Here is a 17,277-nt window from a genome sequence, read left to right as displayed (position 1 = left end):
GAGGCGTCCCATGACCGAACTGCCGAGGATCGTCAGCGTCGACGACCACGTGATCGAACCGGCCCATCTCTTCGAGACCTGGCTCCCCGCCAAGTACCGGGACCGCGGACCCAGGCCGCTCACCGCCGGCATCGGCGAGCTCGCCTACGTCGGCGGGAAGTACCAGATCACGATGGACCCGGACGGCCCGCCCACCGACTGGTGGATCTACGAGGACCTCCGGTTCCCGTACAAGCGGAACATCGCCGCCGTCGGCTTCGACCGCGACGACATGACCCTGGAGGGCATCACCCGGGAGGAGATGCGCCGCGGCTGCTGGGACCCCGTCGAGCGGCTGAAGGACATGGACCTCAACCACGTCGAGGCCTCCCTGTGCTTCCCGACCTTCCCGCGCTTCTGCGGCCAGACCTTCGCCGAGGCCAAGGACAAGGAGGTCGCCCTCGCCTGCGTGCGCGCGTACAACGACTGGATGGTCGAGGAATGGTGCGGCGACAGCGGCGGCCGGCTGATCCCGCTCTGCCTCATCCCGCTGTGGGACGTCGACCTGGCCGTCGCCGAGATCCGGCGCAACGCCGCGCGCGGGGTGCGGGCCGTCACGTTCTCCGAGATCCCGACGTACCTCGGCCTGCCGTCCATCCACTCCGGCTACTGGGACCCGTTCTTCGCGGTCTGCCAGGAGACCGGGACGGTGGTCAACATGCACATCGGCTCGTCGAGCCAGATGCCCGCCGCCTCGCCCGACGCCCCGCCCGCCGTGCAGGCGTCCCTGAGCTTCAACAACGCGATGGCCTCCATGATGGACTTCCTGTTCAGCGGGGTCCTGGTGCGGTTCCCCCGGCTCAAGCTCGCCTACAGCGAGGGCCAGATGGGGTGGATCCCGTACGCCCTGGAGCGCGCCGACGACGTGTGGGAGGAGCACCGCGCCTGGGGCGGGGTGCGCGACCTGATCCCCGAGCCGCCGTCCACGTACTACTACCGGCAGATCTACTGCTGCTTCTTCCGCGACAAGCACGGCATCGCCTCGCTGGACGTGGTCGGCCGCGACAACGCCACCTTCGAGACCGACTACCCGCACGTCGACTCGACCTTCCCGCACACCAAGGAGGTCGCCCTCGACCACGTCAAGGGCCTCGACGACGAGACCGTGTACAAGCTCATGCGCGGCAACGCCATCCGGATGCTCGGCCTGGACCTCGCCTGATGGACCTCGCGTACACGGACGAGGAAGAGGCGTTCCGGGCGCGGCTGCGGGAGTGGCTGGCCGGCGTGCTGCCCACGCTGCCGCAGCGCCCCGACCCGCTGGACTGGCCGGGCCGCCGGGCCTACGACTGCGGCTGGCAGCGGCGGCTGTACGACGCCGGGTACGGCGACGTCCACTGGGACGCGTCGCCGACCCGCCGGCTGATCTTCCTGGAGGAGACCGAGCGGGCCGGCGCGCCGTACGTGGGCGCCAACTTCGTCGGGCTGCTGCACGCCGGCCCGACCGTCGCCGCCGAGGGCACGCCCGAGCAGCGCAAGCGCTGGCTGGAGCCGGTGCTGCGGGGCGACGAGGTGTGGTGCCAGGGCTTCAGCGAACCGGACGCCGGCTCGGACCTCGCGGCCCTGCGGACCCGGGCGGTGCGGGACGGCGACGCGTACGTGGTGACCGGCTCCAAGATCTGGACCTCGCACGCGGAGGTCGCCGACTGGTGCGAACTGCTCGTGCGCACCGACCCGGACGCGCCGAAGCACCGCGGGATCACGTGGCTCGCGATGCCGATGGCGAGCCCCGGGATCACGGTGCGGCCGCTGCGGACGCTCGCCGGGTCCACGGAGTTCGCGGAGCTGTTCCTCGACGAGGTGCGGGTGCCGGTCGCCAACCGGGTCGGGGACGAGAACGACGGCTGGCGGGTCACGATGGTGACGCTGTCGTTCGAGCGGGGGACGGCCTTCGTGGGGGAGGTCGTCGCCTGCCGGCGGGTGCTCGGCGAACTCGCGCGCGCCGCCCGGGAGAACGGCGCCTGGGACGACACGGTGATCCGCCGCCGGCTCGGGCGGCTCGCCGCGGAGTTCGCGGCGCTGTGGCGGCTCACCCAGTGGAACGTCAGCGAGGCGGAGGCGTCGGGCGGGGTGCCTGGCGTCGGCGGGTCCGTCTTCAAACTGCGGTACTCGCACGCGCGCCAGGAGCTGTACGACGCGGCGGCGGCCGTCCTCGGGCCGGACGCGCTGGACCTCGGGCGGGAGTGGAACCTCGACCGGCTGTCCTCGCTCTCGTACACGATCGCCGCGGGCACCTCGCAGATCCAGCGGAACATCGTCGCCGAGCGGATCCTCGGCCTGCCGAAGGGGCGGTGACGCGGGATGGACTTCCGGCTGACGGACGACCAGAAGGCGCTGCGGGCGGGCGTGCGGGAACTGCTCGCCCGGCGCTTCGACCGGGACGCGCTGCGCGGCGCGGTGGAGGCGGGCCCGGTGCTCGATCGCGGGCTGTGGCGGGAGCTGGGCGCGGCCGGCTTCTTCGCGCTGCGGCTGCCCGAGGAGCGGGGCGGGGTGGGCCTCGGGGCGCCGGAGGCGGTGCTCGCCTTCGAGGAGGCGGGCCGGGCGCTGCTGCCGGGGCCGCTGATCGCCACGCACCTGGCGGCGGGTTCGGTTCCCGGCGCGGCGGAGGGGGAGACGGTCGTCGCGGCGGTGGACGGCGCGCTCGTGGAGTGGCTGGACGAGGCGGACGTGGTCGTGGGCGACGTGACGGGAGCCGTGCCGGTGCGGTCGGTCGATCCGCTCACGCCCTTGCACCGGGTACGCGGCGCCGCCGCGCGCGGCGGCGACCTCGCCGTCCTGCTGTCCGCGGCCGAGCAGCTCGGGAGCGCCGGTGCCACCACGGCGATGGCTGTCTCCTACGCGTCCGCGCGGTCGCAGTTCGGGCAGGTGATCGGGGCGTTCCAGGCCGTCAAGCACCTGTGCGCCGAGCTGCTCGTACGGGTCGAGGTGGCGCGGGCGGCGGTGTACGCGGCGGCCGTGACCCTCGATCCCGTCGAGATCGCCGGGGCGAAACTGCTCGCCGACGAGGCGGCCGTGCGGTGCGCGCGGGACTGCCTCCAGGTGCACGGCGGCATGGGGTTCACCTGGGAGGCGGACGTGCATCTGCACCTGAAGCGGGCCTGGGTGCGGGCCGAGCGGTGGATGACCGCGGCGGTCGCCGAGGAGACGGCGGCGGCGGCGCTGTGACCCGGAGCGCCCCGTGCGCTCACGGAGCGTCGATATCGGGTTGTGTCCTTCGCGGGGGCCGTCACGGGCCGGAGTCGGGGCCTCGCTCCGGTACGCTCCGTGGGATGCGAGTGGTTCACAGCCCGGTACCCGCCGGTGTCGCCCCAGCGGCGGCATCGCTCCCGGGAATGCCTGCCGCTCGCGGCCCGTGGAGGCGTTCTGCGCCCTCCTGTTCGACTCCCCGCAGCGTGCGTCGCACAGTATGCACCACGCGTACTCCTTCGCGCTGGAATATGCCCGAAGCGCTTGTTGCGGTGACTGTACGTCAACCATGCTGTCTCACAAGGGAATCACGTTCCGTGATGACCTCGTTGTCTGTGAGGCGCGAGGCGATGTGTCCGCCGGTTCGGATGGTGTGAGCGGTGCAGGTGCTTCAGGTTCAGTTGGAGGTCGGGCCGGACCCGGCTGAGGTGGGACGCGCCCGGCGATGGGCCCGTTCGAGGCTCGCAGGTTCGGGCATAGGGGATGACGAGCCGCTGGCCGAGACGCTGGTGCTGCTCATCTCCGAACTCGTGACGAACGCGGTGGTGCACACGGGCTGCCCCGCCGTGCTGCGGATGCTGTTCGGGGCCGGCGCCCCGGAGGCCGGGACGGTGCGGGTGGAGGTCGCGGACGCCAGCGACTGTCCGCCGCGGCCGCGCCGGGCCGGCGGCGAGGACACCAACGGGCGGGGCCTGGAACTGGTCGACGGGCTCGCCGACCGGTGGGGCTGGCAGCCCGAGGGGGGCGGCAAGCGCATCTGGTGCGAGGTCGACCGGCGCGGCTACCTGAAGGCCCCCGCCTACGAGACCCTGGGGCACGAGACGCCCGTCGGCGAGGCGTCCGGCTACCAGGCCACCGGCTGCCAAGGGCCCGGCTTCGGAGCCCCCGGAGTCGTCACGTATCACGCGTAACGGGTAAATATGCCGTAATCCGTTGACGGTTCGCGTCCGGAAGATCACCCTGGGACGAGCGATTCGTCGCGAGGGGACGACGAGGGACGCGCCCGTGCGGCCGCCCTCGACGAGTGCGGGTCGTGGCGGGGTGGCGGCTGCCGTGCCGTGCTCGGGGCGCGCATGCGTACGCCGCCACCCGCAACTTCACCGCGTGGCGCGACGGTTCCCCGCGTCCCGCGACCTCACAGGACGGCCACCGGCGCGACCGGGCTTCCCGTGCCGCCGACGAAGGGCTCGGGCGTCGCCGCGAGCAGGAACGCGTACCTCCGCTCCTGTGCACAGGCTGTGGACAACTTTTCCAGATTCCAGTTCTGGCCCTGCAGCATCCCCATCTCCACCAGGTCCAGGGCGTGCACCGGCAGCCACAGGTTCTCGATCTCCGGCGGGAAGATCTCGAAGGTCAGGGTGTCGTTCGCGACCGCGGCGACGTCCCGGGCGTGGAACCACTCCGGGGTGCGGAGCGAGAGCCCGGGCGAGGGGTACCCGTACCCGTGCCGGTCCCCCGCCAGATACACCTGCACCTGCCCGGTCCGCACGAGCACGAGGTCGCCGGCGCCGACGGCGACCCCGCCGAACTCCGCCGCCTCGTCCAGGTCCTCCGGGGTCACCGCGTGGTCGCCGGGCAGCCGCTCCACGCCCTTCGCGGCCGCCACGTCGAGCAGCACGCCCCGGCCCACGAGGTGCCGCACGGTGTGGATGCCGCTGAACGCGGCCCGGCCGTGGGCGGTGATCGAGTCGGCGGGCCGGCCGTTGTAGAGGCGGCCGGAGTGCGAGGCGTGCGTGAGCGCGTCCCAGTGGGTGCCGGCCTGCAGCCCGAGGGTCACCGCGTCGTCGCTGGTCGCCACCGTGCCCGGCCCGAACAGCTCCTGGTTGACCTGCACCATCACGTGCAGCGGGTTGACCCGGCCGGGGATCAGGCCGCTCTGCACGCCGTCCTGCTTCAGGTCCAGGGCGAGCGGGACCCGCAGCCCGGAGCGGACCGTGCGGACCGCCTCCCGCACCGCCTCGTCCGTGATCAGGTTCAGGGTGCCGAGCTCGTCGTCCCGGCCCCAGCGCCCCCAGTTGTTGACGCGCTTGGCGATCTCGTGGAACTCGTCGGGCAGGGACATCGGGCCTCCCGGGTCTTGTTTTCCGGTATCTGACGGGCCGTAGAATCCAGAAGGCGAATCTAACGGACCGTCAGAAAGCTCGGGAAGGGGCCGGTCGTGGGGAACTTCTTGACAGGCAAGGTCGTCGCCGTCACCGGAGCGGGCCGCGGCATCGGCCGGGCGGTCGCCCTGGCCTGCGCGGCCGAGGGCGCGAAGGTCGTCGTCAACGACTACGGGGTCTCGATCGAGGGCGGCGAGCCCACCTCGGAGGTCGCCTGCGCGGTCGTGAAGGAGATCGAGGCGGCGGGCGGCTCCGCCGTCGCCGTCGCCGACGACATCTCCACCATGGCGGGCGGACAGCGCGTCGTGGACACCGCCCTCGCGGAGTACGGCCGGATCGACGGCGTCGTGTGCGTGGCGGGCATCCTGCGCGAGCGGATGCTCTTCAACATGACCGAGGAGGAGTGGGACCCCGTCGTCGCCACCCATCTGAAGGGCACCTTCACCCTCTTCCGGGCCGCCTCGGCGGTCATGCGCAAGCAGCGCTCGGGCACGCTGATCGGCTTCACCAGCGGCAACCACCAGGGCTCCGTGTCCCAGGCCAACTACGCCTCCGCGAAGGGCGGGATCATCTCCCTCGTCCGCAGCGCGGCCCTCGGCCTGCACAAGTACGGGGTCACCGCGAACGCGGTCGCCCCCGTGGCCCGCACCCGGATGTCCGCGAACGTGCCCATGGAGCTGAAGGAGATCGGCGAGCCGGAGGACGTGGCCGCGCTCGTCGTCTACCTGCTCTCCGACCGGGCGAAGGAGGAGCGGATCACCGGCCAGGTGTACACGATCGCCGGCCCCAAGCTCGCCGTCTGGGCGCAGCCGCGCGAACTGCGCGCCGCCTACGCGGAGTCCGGCGGGTGGACGCCGGAGCGGATCGCGGACTTCCTGCCGGGCACGGTGGGCGCCGACCCGATGCCGATGCTGGCGCTGCTCGACGACATGGCCAGGGCGGCGGCGTCCGGCGACCGCCCCAACGGCTGACCGGCCGGAGGACGCCGTGGACTTCGCGTTCGGCCCCGAGGACGAGGCGTTCCGCCACGAGGCCCGGGACTGGCTCGCCGGACACCCCGCGCCCGCCGGCGACCCCCGCGCCTGGGAACGGGAACTGGGGGCCGGCGGCTGGATCGGGATCGGCTGGCCCGACGGCTCGTACGGGAACCGGCGCGCCGGCCTCACCCAGCAGGTCGTCTGGGCCGAGGAGTACGCCCGCGCCGGCGCCCCGGCCCGCCTCGGGCACATCGGCGAGAACCTGCTCGCGCCCACGCTCCTCGCGCATGGCACCGAGGAGCAGTGCCGCCGCTTCCTGCCGGCGATCGCGCGCGGCGAGGAACTGTGGTGCCAGGGCTACTCCGAGCCGGGCGCCGGCTCGGACCTCGCCGGGGTGCGGACCCGGGCGGTGCGGGACGGGGACCGGTACCGGATCAGCGGGCAGAAGATCTGGACCTCGCTCGCCCTCGACGCCGACCGGTGCTTCGTGCTCGCGCGCAGCGAGGAGGGCTCGCGGCGGCACCGCGGGCTGTCGTTCCTCCTCGTCGCCATGGACCAGCCCGGCCGGATCGAGGTGCGGCCCATCCGGCAGATGTCCGGGACCAGCGAGTTCAACGAGGTGTACTTCGACGGGGCCGTGGCCCACGCCCGCGAGCGCGTCGGCGCGGAGGGCGACGGCTGGCGGGTCGCCATGGCACTGCTCGCCCTGGAGCGCGGGGTGTCCACCCTCGTCCAGCAGATCGGCTTCGCCGCCGAACTGGACGGCGTGATCGGCGCGGCGGTCCGCTCCGGCGCGGTCCGCGACCCCGTCCTCGCCGACCGGCTGGTCACCGCCTGGGCCGAGCTGCGCGTCATGCGCTGGAACGCCCTGCGCACCCTCGGCGGCACGGCCGACCCGGGCGCGCCCAGCGTCGCCAAGCTCCTGTGGGGCGGCTGGCACCGGCGGCTCGGCGAGCTGGCCATGGCCGTGCGCGGCGCCGCCGCGACCGCCGGGCCCGGCGCGTGGAGCCCCGCGTACGAACTCGACGAGCAGCAGCGGATGTTCCTCTTCAGCCGGGCCGACACCATCTACGGCGGCTCCGACGAGATCCAGCGCGACATCATCGCCGAGCGGGTGCTCGGCCTGCCGAGGGAAGCGAAGGAGACCCGATGAGAGGCGTCGTGTTCGACGGTACGCAGGCGCAGGTCGTCGACGACCTGGAGATCCGCGCACCCGGCCCCGGCGAGGTGCTGGTCGCCGTCGCCGCCGCGGGACTGTGCCACAGCGACCTGTCCGTGATCGACGGCACCATCCCGTTCCCCGTCCCCGTCGTCCTCGGACACGAGGGCGCCGGGATCGTCGAGGCCGTCGGCGCGGGCGTCGTCCACGTGGCGCCCGGCGACCACGTCGCCCTGTCCACGCTCGCCGGCTGCGGGGCCTGCGCCGACTGCGACCGGGGCCGGCCGACGATGTGCCGCAAGGCCATCGGCCGGCCGGGCCGGCCCTTCTCCCGGGGCGGGGAGCCGCTGTTCCAGTTCGCGTCCAACTCGGCTTTCGCCGAGCGGACGCTGGTCAAGGCCGTGCAGGCCGTGAAGATCCCCGACGGCATCCCGCTGACCTCCGCCGCGCTGATGGGCTGCGGCGTGCTGACCGGCGTCGGCGCCGTCCTCAACCGGGCCAGGGTCGACCTGGGAGACACCGTCGTCGTCATCGGCACCGGCGGCATCGGCCTCAACGTGCTCCAGGGCGCCCGGATCGCCGGCGCGTCCGCGATCGTCGCCGTCGACACCAACCCGGCCAAGGAGGAGCCGGCCCGGCGGTTCGGCGCCACCCATTTCCTGCCGTCCGCCGAGGCCGTCCGGGACGTCCTGCCCACCGGCGCCGACCACGTCTTCGAGTGCGTCGGCCACACCGGGCTCGTCCGGCAGGCGATCGACCTGCTCGACCGGCACGGCCAGGCGGTCCTGCTCGGCATGACAGCGCCGACCGCCGAGGCCAGCTTCGCGCCCGCCGCGATGTTCCTCGACAAGTCGATCCTCGGCTGCCGCTACGGCTCCTCCCGGCCGCAGCGGGACCTCGCCCTCTACGCCGACCTGTACCTCCAGGGCCGGCTGCTGCTCGACGAACTCGTCACCGAGACCTACCCGGTGGAGGACTTCGCCAAGGCCGCCGACGACGCCCGGCAGGGCCGGGTCGCCCGCGGGGTGCTCACCTTCTGACGGTCGCGGGCGCGCGCGTGCGGGTGGGCGGGGGCGGGAGGAGACTGGTGATGTAGCGCGGCCGGGGACGATCGCGGCGAGCCCTTGGACGGGTCCGAGCGAGGAGTTCCCCATGGACGGCACGGCACTGGACACGCTGCGCGGGACGGTGCGCGGCGAGGTCTTCGGACCGCGGGACGAGGGCTACGACGCGGCCCGCACGCTCTACAACGCGATGGTGGACACGCGTCCCGCCGCGATCGTGCGGGCCGCGGACACCGCCGACGTCCGGACGACCGTGCGGTTCGCCCGGGACCACGACATCGCGTTCGGCGTGCTCGGCGGCGGGCACAGCGGCGCGGGCCTGGGCCTGATCGAGGACGGTCTGACCCTCGACCTCTCCGGCGGACTGCGCTGGGTCCACATCGACCCCGCGGGCCCCGCCGCCCTGGTCGGCGGCGGCGCTCGGATCGGGGACCTGGACCACGCGGCGCACGGCTTCGGCCTCGGCGTCCCGTCCGGGATCATGTCGACCACCGGCGTCGGCGGGCTCACCCTCGGCGGCGGGCACGGCCACCTGACCCGTGCCCTCGGCCTGACCGTCGACAGCCTGCTCGGCGCGGACGTGGTCCTCGCCGACGGCACGTACGTGACCGCCTCGCCCGAGCAGCACCCCGAACTGTTCTGGGCGCTGCGCGGCGGCGGGGGGAACTTCGGCGTCGTCACCTCGTTCCGCTTCCGGCTGCGCCCGGTCGACACGGTGGGCCTCGGCGTGACCGTGTGGGAGCCGGACAGGATCGGTGACGTGGTCCGCTGGTACCGGGAATTCGTGCCCGCCGCGCCGCGCACGCTCAACGGCTTCTTCGCCACGCTCACGATCGACCCCGAGCCGCCGTTCCCGGAGGAGTTGTACGGCAGGAAGGTCTGCGCGGTGGTGTGGTGCTACACCGGACCGCACCCGGACGAGGACACGCTGACCGAGGTCTTCGCCCCGGTCAACGAGGCCGCCCCGCCGGCCTTCCACTTCGCCACGCCGATCCCGTACCCGGCGCTGCAGGCGATGTTCGACCACCTCATCCCCAAGGGGCTGCAGTGGTACTGGCGCGGCGACTTCTTCGACCGGATCACGGACGAGGCGATCGACGTGCACGCCACGTACCTGGACGCCCTGCCGACGGAGCAGTCGACGATGCACCTGTACCCGGTGGACGGCGCGGCGCACGACGTCGGCCCGGACGCCACGGCCTGGGCGTACCGGGACGCGCTGTGGTCCGGGGTGATCGGCGGGATCGGCGCGACCCCGGCCGAGGCGGAGCCGGTCAAGAAGTGGTGCGTGGGCTACTGGGACGCCCTGCACCCGCATTCGATGGGCGGCGCGTACGTGAACTTCATCGGCGCGGACGAGAGCCGCGACCGGGTCCGGGCCACGTACCGGGGCCACTACGACCGGCTGGCGCGGATCAAGGCCGAGTACGACCCGGACGACTTCTTCCGCGGCACCCAGCACATCCCGCCCGCGTCCTGAGGGGCGCGTACTCGGGTGGATCCCGAGGGGCGCGTACTCGGGTGAGGATGAGTATCCGCGCTCTGCCGGGCGGCCGGCGGGGGCCGAACACTGGAGGCATGAGCAACGGACCGGCGCGGACGACCGCGACACACCTGATGACGACCCTGGCCGCGGCCGTGGCGGCGGCGGCCTCGTGGGCCGCGTGGCTGGGCTGGGACCAACTGCGCGACGTGCACCCCGACGGTTCGGTGAGCGGCCCGTACGAGGCCTGGCAGGTGATCGGGCTCGCGGTGACGCTGCTGGTGATCGGAGGCGCGGCGGCCTTCAAGGAGTGGTACGTGGCCGCGGTGCTCGGGACCACCGCCGGGGTGACCGCCGCCTCCTTCCACGACTGGTCGGACGACGGGAGCGGGCTCTTCGTGATCGGCGTGGGCATGATCATGATCGGGACCGGGGTCGTGGCCACCGCCGTCACCGCCGTGATCGCCGCCTGGCACCGGCGGAGGGGGACCGGCGCTCCCGCCGCCCTCTGAGGCGGGGGCTCAGCGCGGGGACGCGGCGCGGAAGGTGCGGCGGTAGGCGGTCGGGGTGACGCCTATCGCGGCCTGGAGGTGCGTCCGCAGCGACTGCGGGGTGCCGAAGCCGGCGTCGCGGGCCACCTGGTCGACGGGGAGGTCCGTGGACTCCAGGAGGTGCCGGGCCCGTTCGACGCGCTGCTGGGTCAACCACTGGCCGGGGCTGACGCCGACCTCCTCGCGGAAGCGGCGGGTGAAGGTCCGCACGCTCATCGACTCGCGCGCGGCCAGGTCGCGCAGCTGGATCGGCTCGTGCAGCCGGGCCAGGGCCCAGGCGCGGGCGGCGGTGGTGGACGCCGTGCCGGCCTCGGGGAGCGGCCGGGCGATGTACTGGGCCTGGCCGCCGTCCCGGTGCGGCGGGACGACCGTGCGGCGGGCCACCTCGGTGGCGACGGCCGCGCCGTGGTCGCGGCGCACGATGTGCAGGCACAGGTCGAGGCCGGCGGCCACGCCCGCCGAGGTCAGCACGTCCCCGTCGTCGACGAACAGCACGTCCGCGTCGACCCGGACGGACGGGAACAGCCGCTGGAAGTGCTCCGCGGAGGCCCAGTGCGTGGTGGCGGGGCGCCCGTCGAGGTAGCCGGCGGCGGCGAGCACGTACCCGCCGGTGCAGATCGACACCAGGCGCGTCCCGGGCCGGACGTGCGCCAGCGCCGCCGCGAGCTCCTCGGTCAGCCGGCCCTCCTCGTACACCGGGCCCAGCTCGTACGAGGCCGGTACCACGATCGTGTCGGCGGTGGCCAGCGCCTCCGGGCCGTGCTCGACGGCGATGGCGAAGTCGGCGTCGGTCTGCACCGGCCCGGCGACCGGGGCACAGGTGACGATCTCGTACAGCGGCCGCCCCGCCGCGTCCTTGGCGCGGCCGAAGATCCGGTGCGGGATGCCGAGTTCGAAGGGGAGCAGGCCGTGCAGCGCGAGCACGGCGACGCGGTGCGGGGCGGTGCCGTCCGGCTCGGCGGCCGGCGCGTGCTGCGGCATGGCGTCTCCCTGCGGGAAGTCCATGGAGGCTCCCGTAAATCCCTGGTGGTCCAGACCACTCGGTGGTAGACCTCGGGCCCGTGACGGACAAGTACAGGTACAAGTCTGCGGCAGCCGCCGGCGTTCCCCGCCCGGCCGGGCCGCCCCCGTCCCCGCCGCCGCTGTGGAGCCGGGACTTCCGGCTGTTCTTCGTGGCCCGGGCCGTGGCCGTCCTCGGCGAGGGCATGGTGCCGGTCGGGCTCGCCGCCGGACTCCTCGGCGACGGCCGGCCCGACGCTACCGTCGGCTACGCGCTCGGCGCGTGGATCGGCACCTTCGCCCTGCTGGTGCTCTTCGGCGGCGTCCTCGCCGACCGCTTCACCGCCCGCCGGATGATGATCGTCGCGGATCTGCTGCGGCTGCCCGGCGCGGCCGTGCTCGCCGTCGCCTTCACCGCCGGCAGCCCACCGCTGTGGTCCGTGTACGCGCTCTCCGCGCTCAGCGGCGTCGGCGCGGCGCTCTTCCAGCCCGGCGTCGCCTCCACGATCCCGCGCATCGCGGCCGACGTGCAGCGGGCCAACGCCGTGCTCCGGGTCGTCGAGGCCCTGATGACGATGGCCGGACCGGCGCTCGCGGGACTGCTGCTCGTCGTGGCCGACGTGGGCGCGGTGTTCGCCGTCGACGCGGCGACCTTCGGCGTCAGCGCCCTGTGCCTGGCGCTGATGCGCGTCCCGGCGCGCGCGTACGACCGGGCACGGCGCGGCTCCCTGCGGGCGGAACTCGCGCTCGGCTGGCGGGAGTTCACCTCCCGGGCCTGGCTGTGGGGGGTCATCGCGATCTGGACCGGGTACGGACTGACCGTCGCCGGGCCCATGGTCACGCTCACCGCGACCGTGGTCACCGGCGACCACGGCTCGTCCGCGTACGGGCTGTTGATGGCCGTCCACGGGGCGGGCAACGCGGCCGGCGGCCTGCTCGCCCTGCGGCTGCGCCCGCGCCGCCCGCTCGCGGCGGGCGCGGTGGCGCTGCTCGGCCTGCCGGTGAACCTGTACCTGCTGGGCACGGGCGCGCCGGTCGCGTGGCTGGCGGCGGGACAGTTCGTCGCCGGGGCGGCGTTCGCGTTCTGGCTGGTCATGTGGTCCACGTCGGTCCAGACCCATGTGCCCCAGGAGGCCCTGAACCGGATGCACGCCTACGACGTGGCCGGCTCGCTGCTGATGATGGCCGCCGGCCGCGCCCTGGCCGGGCCGGTCGCGGAGGCGGTGGGCGCGGAGCGGGTGCTCCTGACGGGCTCGGGGCTCGCGGTCCTGGTGGTGGCGGCGCTGCTGCTCGTCCGTCCGATCAGGAGGCTGGGGCGGGCGCCGGGGGTGTGAGGGGGCGGCGGGGGCGGCCGGCGGGTGGCCCGATACGTGCGTGGCCCGATTCGTGTGAAAGCTGGCAGTCGGGCCAATGGCCGGGCGGGGCGCGGGCCGGGATGCTCGTGACGTGGCACAGACAACCGACACCCACGAGACCGTGGATCCGGACGGGACACGCGCGACGGGCGCGACCGGAGCGACCCTCCCGGCCGGCGAGACAGCACAGACCGCCGAGGCTGCCGAGGCTGCCGAGACCGCCGAGAGTCCCGCGTCCGCCTCGCCGCCGCCCCGCGCCCGCGCCGCCGGCCGCGTCCACCGGGCCTGGTTCGTCGCGGCGGTCGCGTTCGTCACGATCATCGGCGCGGCCGCCTTCCGCTCGCTGCCGGGCCTGCTGATCGACCCGCTGCACCAGGAGTTCGGCTGGTCGCGCGGCACCATCGGGCTCGCCGTCTCCGTCAACCTGGCGCTGTACGGGCTCACCGCGCCGTTCGCCGCCGCGCTCATGGACCGCTACGGCATCCGGAAGGTCGTCGCCGCCGCGCTCACGGTCATCGCCGTCGGCTCCGGGCTGACGGTGTGGATGACGGCGGCCTGGCAACTGCTGCTCTGCTGGGGCCTGTTGGTGGGCCTCGGCACCGGCTCCATGGCGCTGGCCTTCGCCGCGACCGTCACCAACCGCTGGTTCACCGAGCGCCGGGGCCTGGTCACCGGCATCCTGACCGCCGCCGCGGCCTCCGGCCAGCTGATCTTCCTGCCGACGCTGGCGTGGATCGTGGACGAGCACCGCTGGCGGCCGGCCGCCGTGACGGTCGCGCTCGCCGCGCTCGCCGTCGTCCCGTTCGTCTGGCTGCTGCTGCGCGACCACCCGGCGGACGTGGGCCTCGCCCCGTACGGCGCGAAGGAGTTCGTGCCGAAGCCGCCGCCGGTGCCCGGCGCCGCCCGGCGGACGCTCGCGGTCCTGTTCAAGGCCGCCAGGACCGGCCCGTTCTGGCTGCTCGCCGGCACCTTCGCGATCTGCGGGGCGTCGACGAACGGCCTGATCCAGACGCACTTCGTGCCCGCCGCGCACGACCACGGGATGCCGATCACGGCGGCCGCCTCGCTGCTCGCGGTGATCGGCGTCTTCGACGTCGTCGGCACGATCGCCTCCGGCTGGTTCACCGACCGCTTCGACGCGCGCCGGCTGCTCGCCGTGTACTACGCGCTGCGCGGCGTCTCGCTGTTGTTCCTGCCGATGCTGCTGGCGCCCTCGGTGCATCCGCCGATGGTCTTCTTCATCGTGTTCTACGGCCTCGACTGGGTGGCGACCGTGCCGCCGACGATCGCGCTCTGCCGCGAGCACTACGGGGAGGACAGTGCGATCGTCTTCGGCTGGGTCCTCGCCTCGCACCAGGTCGGCGCGGCGGTCGTGGCCTTCGCCGGCGGTGTGGCGCGGGACGTCTTCGGCTCGTACGACGTCGTCTGGTACGCCTCGGGCGCGCTGTGCGCGGCGGCGGCGCTGATGGCGCTGGTGATCCGCAGGAGGGCGTAGGGCGCCCCCGGGTGCCGGGGCTCCTCCCGCAGGGTGCATGATGCCTGCGGGAGGGGATTTGAATGCGTTCAGAAAAGCGTGTCCGGGACAGGTTCGGCGCGGTGCTCCTCGCGTCGATGTCCGTCCTGTTCGTCGAGGCCGTGATCGGCTGGGTCGGCCTGCTCGTATGGGGCCAGACGCGGGAGAGTCCGGGCGGCCTGCCGTTCGGCGCGCTGGGCGGCTTCGTCCTGCTGATCATGGCGCCGTTCGTGGCGTTCGCGGGGGCGATCCTGGCAGCGCTGTTCTCGGTCGTCGCCGTGATGCCGCTCATGGTCGTGGCCGACTGGGTGGCTCGCGGCGTCACGGGGCGTCCGGCCTGGTGGCCGGTCCCGGCACTGGCGGCCGGGTGCGGCGTACTGCCGGGCGTGATCGCGGGGGTGCTCGTGGAGTCCGTGGGCGCGGCCCTCGTCTGGTGGTTCGTGACGCTGGCGGTTCTCGCGGGTCCGGCGCTGGTCGCCCGCAGGCTGGTGCATCCGGACCGCCCGTGGATCTCCGGCCGGCGGATCTTCGGGTGGGTCGCGCTGTACGGGACGCTCGCCGTCGTCGGCGCGTTCGCGCTCGCCGGGGTCGCCCTGTGGGCCGGGATCGGTTACGAGCCGCCGCAGATGAGCGTGCAGCGCCTCGCCGGCACGTGGAGCGACGACGAGGGCGGCACGCTCGTCCTGGGGGAGGACGGCCGGGCGACGGCGACCGGGGTGAACGTCTACGACTGGGACGAGGCGAAGCAGGAGTGCACCGGCACGGGGACCTGGTCCTACGAGCCGGGCGGCACCCCCTGGGACCAGGAGGTCGACGTGACGGTCCCCGGCTGCGACCTGGAGACGTGGGAGTTCTTCGGCACCGAGGAGCATCCGAAGCTGTTCGTCTACGTCGGCGACCCCGACTCCTGGGACCTGTACCTCCTGGAACGCCGCTAACGCGGCCGCGGCGCCTCGCCCGCGCGGTCGGCGGCGGCGGTGGCGAGGACCGCGGACGTGCCGGTGACGGTGCCGGCGGGGCCCGCGTCGGTGGTCGCGACGAGGACGGTGCGCTCGCCGAGGTACGCGTACGTGCTCCGGTCGAAGATCCACTGCTTCTGCTCGCCGTGCGCGGTACGGGCGACGGTGACGCCCGTGCGCCCGGCGGCGTCCTCGGCCGTCCCGGCCACCGTCACGCCCGGGATCAGCGCGGCGGCCCGGTAGAGCGCGGCGGACACGCGCGGCGGCGCGGCCGTCTCGGCGAGCAGCTCCCCGATGGCCTCGAAGGCCCGTTGGTCCGGGTCCTGGCCCTGGCCTCGGGTCTGCTCGCGCACGAGGGCGAGGAGCGCGGCGGGGTCGGTGGGGAGCGTGGCGACGAAGGTGTGGGAGGGGGCGGAGACGGAGGGGGCGGACGCCCCGGCGGAGACGACGGGCGAGTCGGCCCGCCCCTCCTCCCGTACGAGCCCGTCCGCGCTGCCGTCGGCGGACAACCAGACCTCCCGGGTCCGCACCGGCGAGAGCGTGAGCGGGCCTCCGCCGGCGCTCTGCCCGGCGTACGCGACCTCGCTGCGCACGTACACGAACTGGCCGGGCCGGACGGTGGTCGCGGGGCGCGAGCCGGCGGCCAGGGCGGCGCGGTCGAGCAGCCGTACGGCGGGGTCCGACTGCGCGACGGCGGGCGGCCGTCCGGCCCCGTTCCCGCCCAGGTCCGGGCCCACGACGCCCACGACGCCCGCGACGGCGAGCGCACCGGCGACGGCGGGCACGAGCAGCCGCCGGCGCAGCGGCCGGGGCGCGGGCCGGGCCTGCCGCAGCACGGCCTGCTTCAGGAGCAGCGCCCGTTCGCGGGGCAGCTCGGGAACGGCCGGCGGGGGCAGCAGGGCGGCCAGCTCCCGCACGTCGGCCTCGTCGTCGGCGCGGCGGGGGGCGGTGGCGTTCATCGGCGGTTCTCCAGGGGGGCGGGGGCGGACGGGGAACGACGGCCGTCGAGGGGGGAGGCCGCGGGGGCGGTGCCGGGGGCGAAGGGTCGCCGGGCGGCGGGGGTGGGGCGCGGGTGGGTTGCGGGGGCGGTGTCCCGGCGGGGGCCGGTCCCGGGGAGCGGCCACGGCTCGGCGGCGGGGGCCGGCGGCGTGCCGGGCCCGGCCGCCCGGGCCGCGGGCGTGCCGGGGTCGGCGGGGGAGTCGGCCCTGTCGCGGCGGGCCCTGCGGGCTTCGCCGCCCGGCCCTGCGGCCTCTGCGGCCTCTGCGGGCTCCGCGGCGTGGGCGGGTCTGCGGGGGGAGCGGGCTTCCTCGGCGGCCAGTTCGCGCAGGCGGGACCGGGCGCGGGAGAGGCGGGAGCGGACGGTGCCGACCGCGACGCCGAGGGCCTCCGCCGCGGCGGCGTAGTCGAGACCGCCCCACACGACCAGCGTGAAGACCTCCCGGTCGCGCCGCCGCAGCCGGGCCAGCGCCGCCTGCGCGGCGCGCAGCTCCTCCGTGTCCGCCAGGTGCGCGACCAGGTCGTCCGCGAAGTCCGGGACCGAGCCGCGCTCCGGCAGCCGGGCCAGGGCGAGTTCGCGGAGCCGCCGCGTACGGGCGTTGCGCCGCATGACGTTCGTGGCGATGCCGAGCAGCCACGGGCGCAGCCCGTCGCCCTCCGGCCGGAGCTTCTCGCGGCTCCGCCACGCCTCCAGGAACGTCGCCGAGACGACGTCCTCCGCCTCGGCCCAGTTCCCCGTCACGCGCAGGGCGTACCGGTGGAGCACCCGGGCGTGCTCGTCGTACAGCTCGGCCAGGGCGTCGGGGTCGCCGCGGCGGAAGCGCTTCCTCATGACTGTTTCCACACCTCGCCCTGCCGCGGGCGTTGCGCGGGTTCCGGTGACGTGCGTCACGG

The 17,277-nt window shown here is 74.5% G+C and carries 16 protein-coding genes; 12 read left to right on the top strand and 4 right to left on the bottom strand.

The window, feature by feature from the left end:
- Window positions 1-10: 10 nt before the first annotated feature.
- The 4 genes from ACNJ93_RS13455 to ACNJ93_RS13440 all read left to right on the top strand — a co-directional run bounded on the left by ACNJ93_RS13455 (window position 11) and on the right by ACNJ93_RS13440 (window position 4,136).
- Window positions 11-1,201: an amidohydrolase family protein gene (locus tag ACNJ93_RS13455; protein ID WP_418957640.1), complete on the top strand. Its 1,191-nt coding sequence runs from the start codon at window positions 11-13 to the stop codon at window positions 1,199-1,201.
- Window positions 1,201-2,334 carry an acyl-CoA dehydrogenase family protein gene (locus ACNJ93_RS13450; protein WP_418957639.1) on the top strand — a complete coding sequence of 378 codons (1,134 nt, stop codon included), beginning with the start codon at window positions 1,201-1,203 and terminating at the stop codon, window positions 2,332-2,334. The genes ACNJ93_RS13455 and ACNJ93_RS13450 overlap by 1 nt, the downstream gene beginning before the upstream one ends.
- 6 nt (window positions 2,335-2,340) lie before the next feature.
- Complete coding sequence (locus ACNJ93_RS13445) at window positions 2,341-3,204, top strand: acyl-CoA dehydrogenase family protein (RefSeq protein WP_418957638.1); 864 nt, start codon at window positions 2,341-2,343, stop codon at window positions 3,202-3,204.
- Window positions 3,205-3,605: 401 nt separating this feature from the next.
- A complete protein-coding gene (locus ACNJ93_RS13440) occupies window positions 3,606-4,136 on the top strand; it encodes an ATP-binding protein (protein ID WP_418957637.1) in 531 nt (176 codons plus the stop codon).
- Between the two features lie 224 nt (window positions 4,137-4,360).
- Here ACNJ93_RS13440 and ACNJ93_RS13435 read toward each other — a convergent pair whose 3' ends face one another.
- Window positions 4,361-5,287 carry a cyclase family protein gene (locus tag ACNJ93_RS13435; protein ID WP_418957636.1) on the bottom strand — a complete coding sequence of 309 codons (927 nt, stop codon included), beginning with the start codon at window positions 5,285-5,287 and terminating at the stop codon, window positions 4,361-4,363.
- Window positions 5,288-5,383: 96 nt separating this feature from the next.
- Here ACNJ93_RS13435 and ACNJ93_RS13430 point away from each other — a divergent pair, with 96 nt between their 5' ends.
- The 5 genes from ACNJ93_RS13430 to ACNJ93_RS13410 all read left to right on the top strand — a co-directional run bounded on the left by ACNJ93_RS13430 (window position 5,384) and on the right by ACNJ93_RS13410 (window position 10,522).
- Window positions 5,384-6,298, top strand: a complete 915-nt coding sequence (locus tag ACNJ93_RS13430) for an SDR family oxidoreductase (RefSeq protein ID WP_418957635.1) — start codon at window positions 5,384-5,386, stop codon at window positions 6,296-6,298.
- A gap of 16 nt (window positions 6,299-6,314) precedes the next feature.
- Window positions 6,315-7,457, top strand: a complete 1,143-nt coding sequence (locus ACNJ93_RS13425) for an acyl-CoA dehydrogenase family protein (RefSeq protein ID WP_418957634.1) — start codon at window positions 6,315-6,317, stop codon at window positions 7,455-7,457.
- Window positions 7,454-8,503, top strand: coding sequence for a Zn-dependent alcohol dehydrogenase (locus ACNJ93_RS13420; RefSeq protein WP_418957633.1), 1,050 nt, complete (start codon window positions 7,454-7,456; stop codon window positions 8,501-8,503). The genes ACNJ93_RS13425 and ACNJ93_RS13420 overlap by 4 nt, the downstream gene beginning before the upstream one ends.
- A 112-nt stretch (window positions 8,504-8,615) precedes the next feature.
- The gene (locus ACNJ93_RS13415) at window positions 8,616-10,007 is read left to right on the top strand and encodes an FAD-binding oxidoreductase (protein ID WP_418957632.1); all 1,392 of its coding nucleotides are present in this window, start codon (window positions 8,616-8,618) and stop codon (window positions 10,005-10,007) included.
- Window positions 10,008-10,105: 98 nt separating this feature from the next.
- Entirely contained in the window at window positions 10,106-10,522 is a 417-nt protein-coding gene (locus tag ACNJ93_RS13410) for a hypothetical protein (protein ID WP_418957631.1), read from the top strand.
- Window positions 10,523-10,531: 9 nt separating this feature from the next.
- Here ACNJ93_RS13410 and ACNJ93_RS13405 read toward each other — a convergent pair whose 3' ends face one another.
- Window positions 10,532-11,542 carry a GlxA family transcriptional regulator gene (locus ACNJ93_RS13405; RefSeq protein ID WP_418961394.1) on the bottom strand — a complete coding sequence of 337 codons (1,011 nt, stop codon included), beginning with the start codon at window positions 11,540-11,542 and terminating at the stop codon, window positions 10,532-10,534.
- Between the two features lie 80 nt (window positions 11,543-11,622).
- Between ACNJ93_RS13405 and ACNJ93_RS13400 the strand changes: the two genes are divergently transcribed.
- The 3 genes from ACNJ93_RS13400 to ACNJ93_RS13390 all read left to right on the top strand — a co-directional run bounded on the left by ACNJ93_RS13400 (window position 11,623) and on the right by ACNJ93_RS13390 (window position 15,366).
- Complete coding sequence (locus ACNJ93_RS13400) at window positions 11,623-12,894, top strand: MFS transporter (RefSeq protein WP_418957630.1); 1,272 nt, start codon at window positions 11,623-11,625, stop codon at window positions 12,892-12,894.
- A gap of 112 nt (window positions 12,895-13,006) precedes the next feature.
- Window positions 13,007-14,410 (top strand): MFS transporter, encoded by a 1,404-nt coding sequence (locus ACNJ93_RS13395; protein WP_418957629.1) that lies wholly within the window; start codon window positions 13,007-13,009, stop codon window positions 14,408-14,410.
- A 62-nt stretch (window positions 14,411-14,472) separates the two neighbouring features.
- Window positions 14,473-15,366 (top strand): hypothetical protein, encoded by an 894-nt coding sequence (locus ACNJ93_RS13390; RefSeq protein WP_418957628.1) that lies wholly within the window; start codon window positions 14,473-14,475, stop codon window positions 15,364-15,366.
- Here the strand turns inward: ACNJ93_RS13390 and ACNJ93_RS13385 are convergent.
- The gene (locus ACNJ93_RS13385) at window positions 15,363-16,346 is read right to left on the bottom strand and encodes a CU044_5270 family protein (RefSeq protein WP_418957627.1); all 984 of its coding nucleotides are present in this window, start codon (window positions 16,344-16,346) and stop codon (window positions 15,363-15,365) included. The two genes, ACNJ93_RS13390 and ACNJ93_RS13385, sit on opposite strands and share 4 nt — an antisense overlap.
- Entirely contained in the window at window positions 16,343-17,215 is an 873-nt protein-coding gene (locus ACNJ93_RS13380) for an RNA polymerase sigma factor (RefSeq protein ID WP_418957626.1), read from the bottom strand. The genes ACNJ93_RS13385 and ACNJ93_RS13380 overlap by 4 nt, the downstream gene beginning before the upstream one ends.
- Between the last annotated feature and the right edge of the window lie 62 nt (window positions 17,216-17,277).

The sequence above is a fragment of the Streptomyces tritici genome (assembly GCF_048500665.1).
Lineage (GTDB): Bacteria > Actinomycetota > Actinomycetes > Streptomycetales > Streptomycetaceae > Streptomyces > Streptomyces tritici.
This window is presented reverse-complemented; position numbering and strand designations above follow the sequence as displayed.

Excerpts from the sequence above, each read along its gene's own strand:
- ACNJ93_RS13455 (WP_418957640.1), top strand. The coding sequence starts at position 11 with ATGACCGAACTGCCGAGGATCGTCAGCGTCGACGACCACGTGATCGAA.
- ACNJ93_RS13450 (WP_418957639.1), top strand. The coding sequence starts at position 1,201 with ATGGACCTCGCGTACACGGACGAGGAAGAGGCGTTCCGGGCGCGGCTG.
- ACNJ93_RS13445 (WP_418957638.1), top strand. The coding sequence starts at position 2,341 with ATGGACTTCCGGCTGACGGACGACCAGAAGGCGCTGCGGGCGGGCGTG.
- ACNJ93_RS13435 (WP_418957636.1), bottom strand. The coding sequence starts at position 5,287 with ATGTCCCTGCCCGACGAGTTCCACGAGATCGCCAAGCGCGTCAACAAC.
- ACNJ93_RS13420 (WP_418957633.1), top strand. The coding sequence starts at position 7,454 with ATGAGAGGCGTCGTGTTCGACGGTACGCAGGCGCAGGTCGTCGACGAC.
- ACNJ93_RS13415 (WP_418957632.1), top strand. The coding sequence starts at position 8,616 with ATGGACGGCACGGCACTGGACACGCTGCGCGGGACGGTGCGCGGCGAG.
- ACNJ93_RS13410 (WP_418957631.1), top strand. The coding sequence starts at position 10,106 with ATGAGCAACGGACCGGCGCGGACGACCGCGACACACCTGATGACGACC.
- ACNJ93_RS13405 (WP_418961394.1), bottom strand. The coding sequence starts at position 11,542 with ATGCCGCAGCACGCGCCGGCCGCCGAGCCGGACGGCACCGCCCCGCAC.
- ACNJ93_RS13390 (WP_418957628.1), top strand. The coding sequence starts at position 14,473 with ATGCGTTCAGAAAAGCGTGTCCGGGACAGGTTCGGCGCGGTGCTCCTC.
- ACNJ93_RS13385 (WP_418957627.1), bottom strand. The coding sequence starts at position 16,346 with ATGAACGCCACCGCCCCCCGCCGCGCCGACGACGAGGCCGACGTGCGG.
- ACNJ93_RS13380 (WP_418957626.1), bottom strand. The coding sequence starts at position 17,215 with ATGAGGAAGCGCTTCCGCCGCGGCGACCCCGACGCCCTGGCCGAGCTG.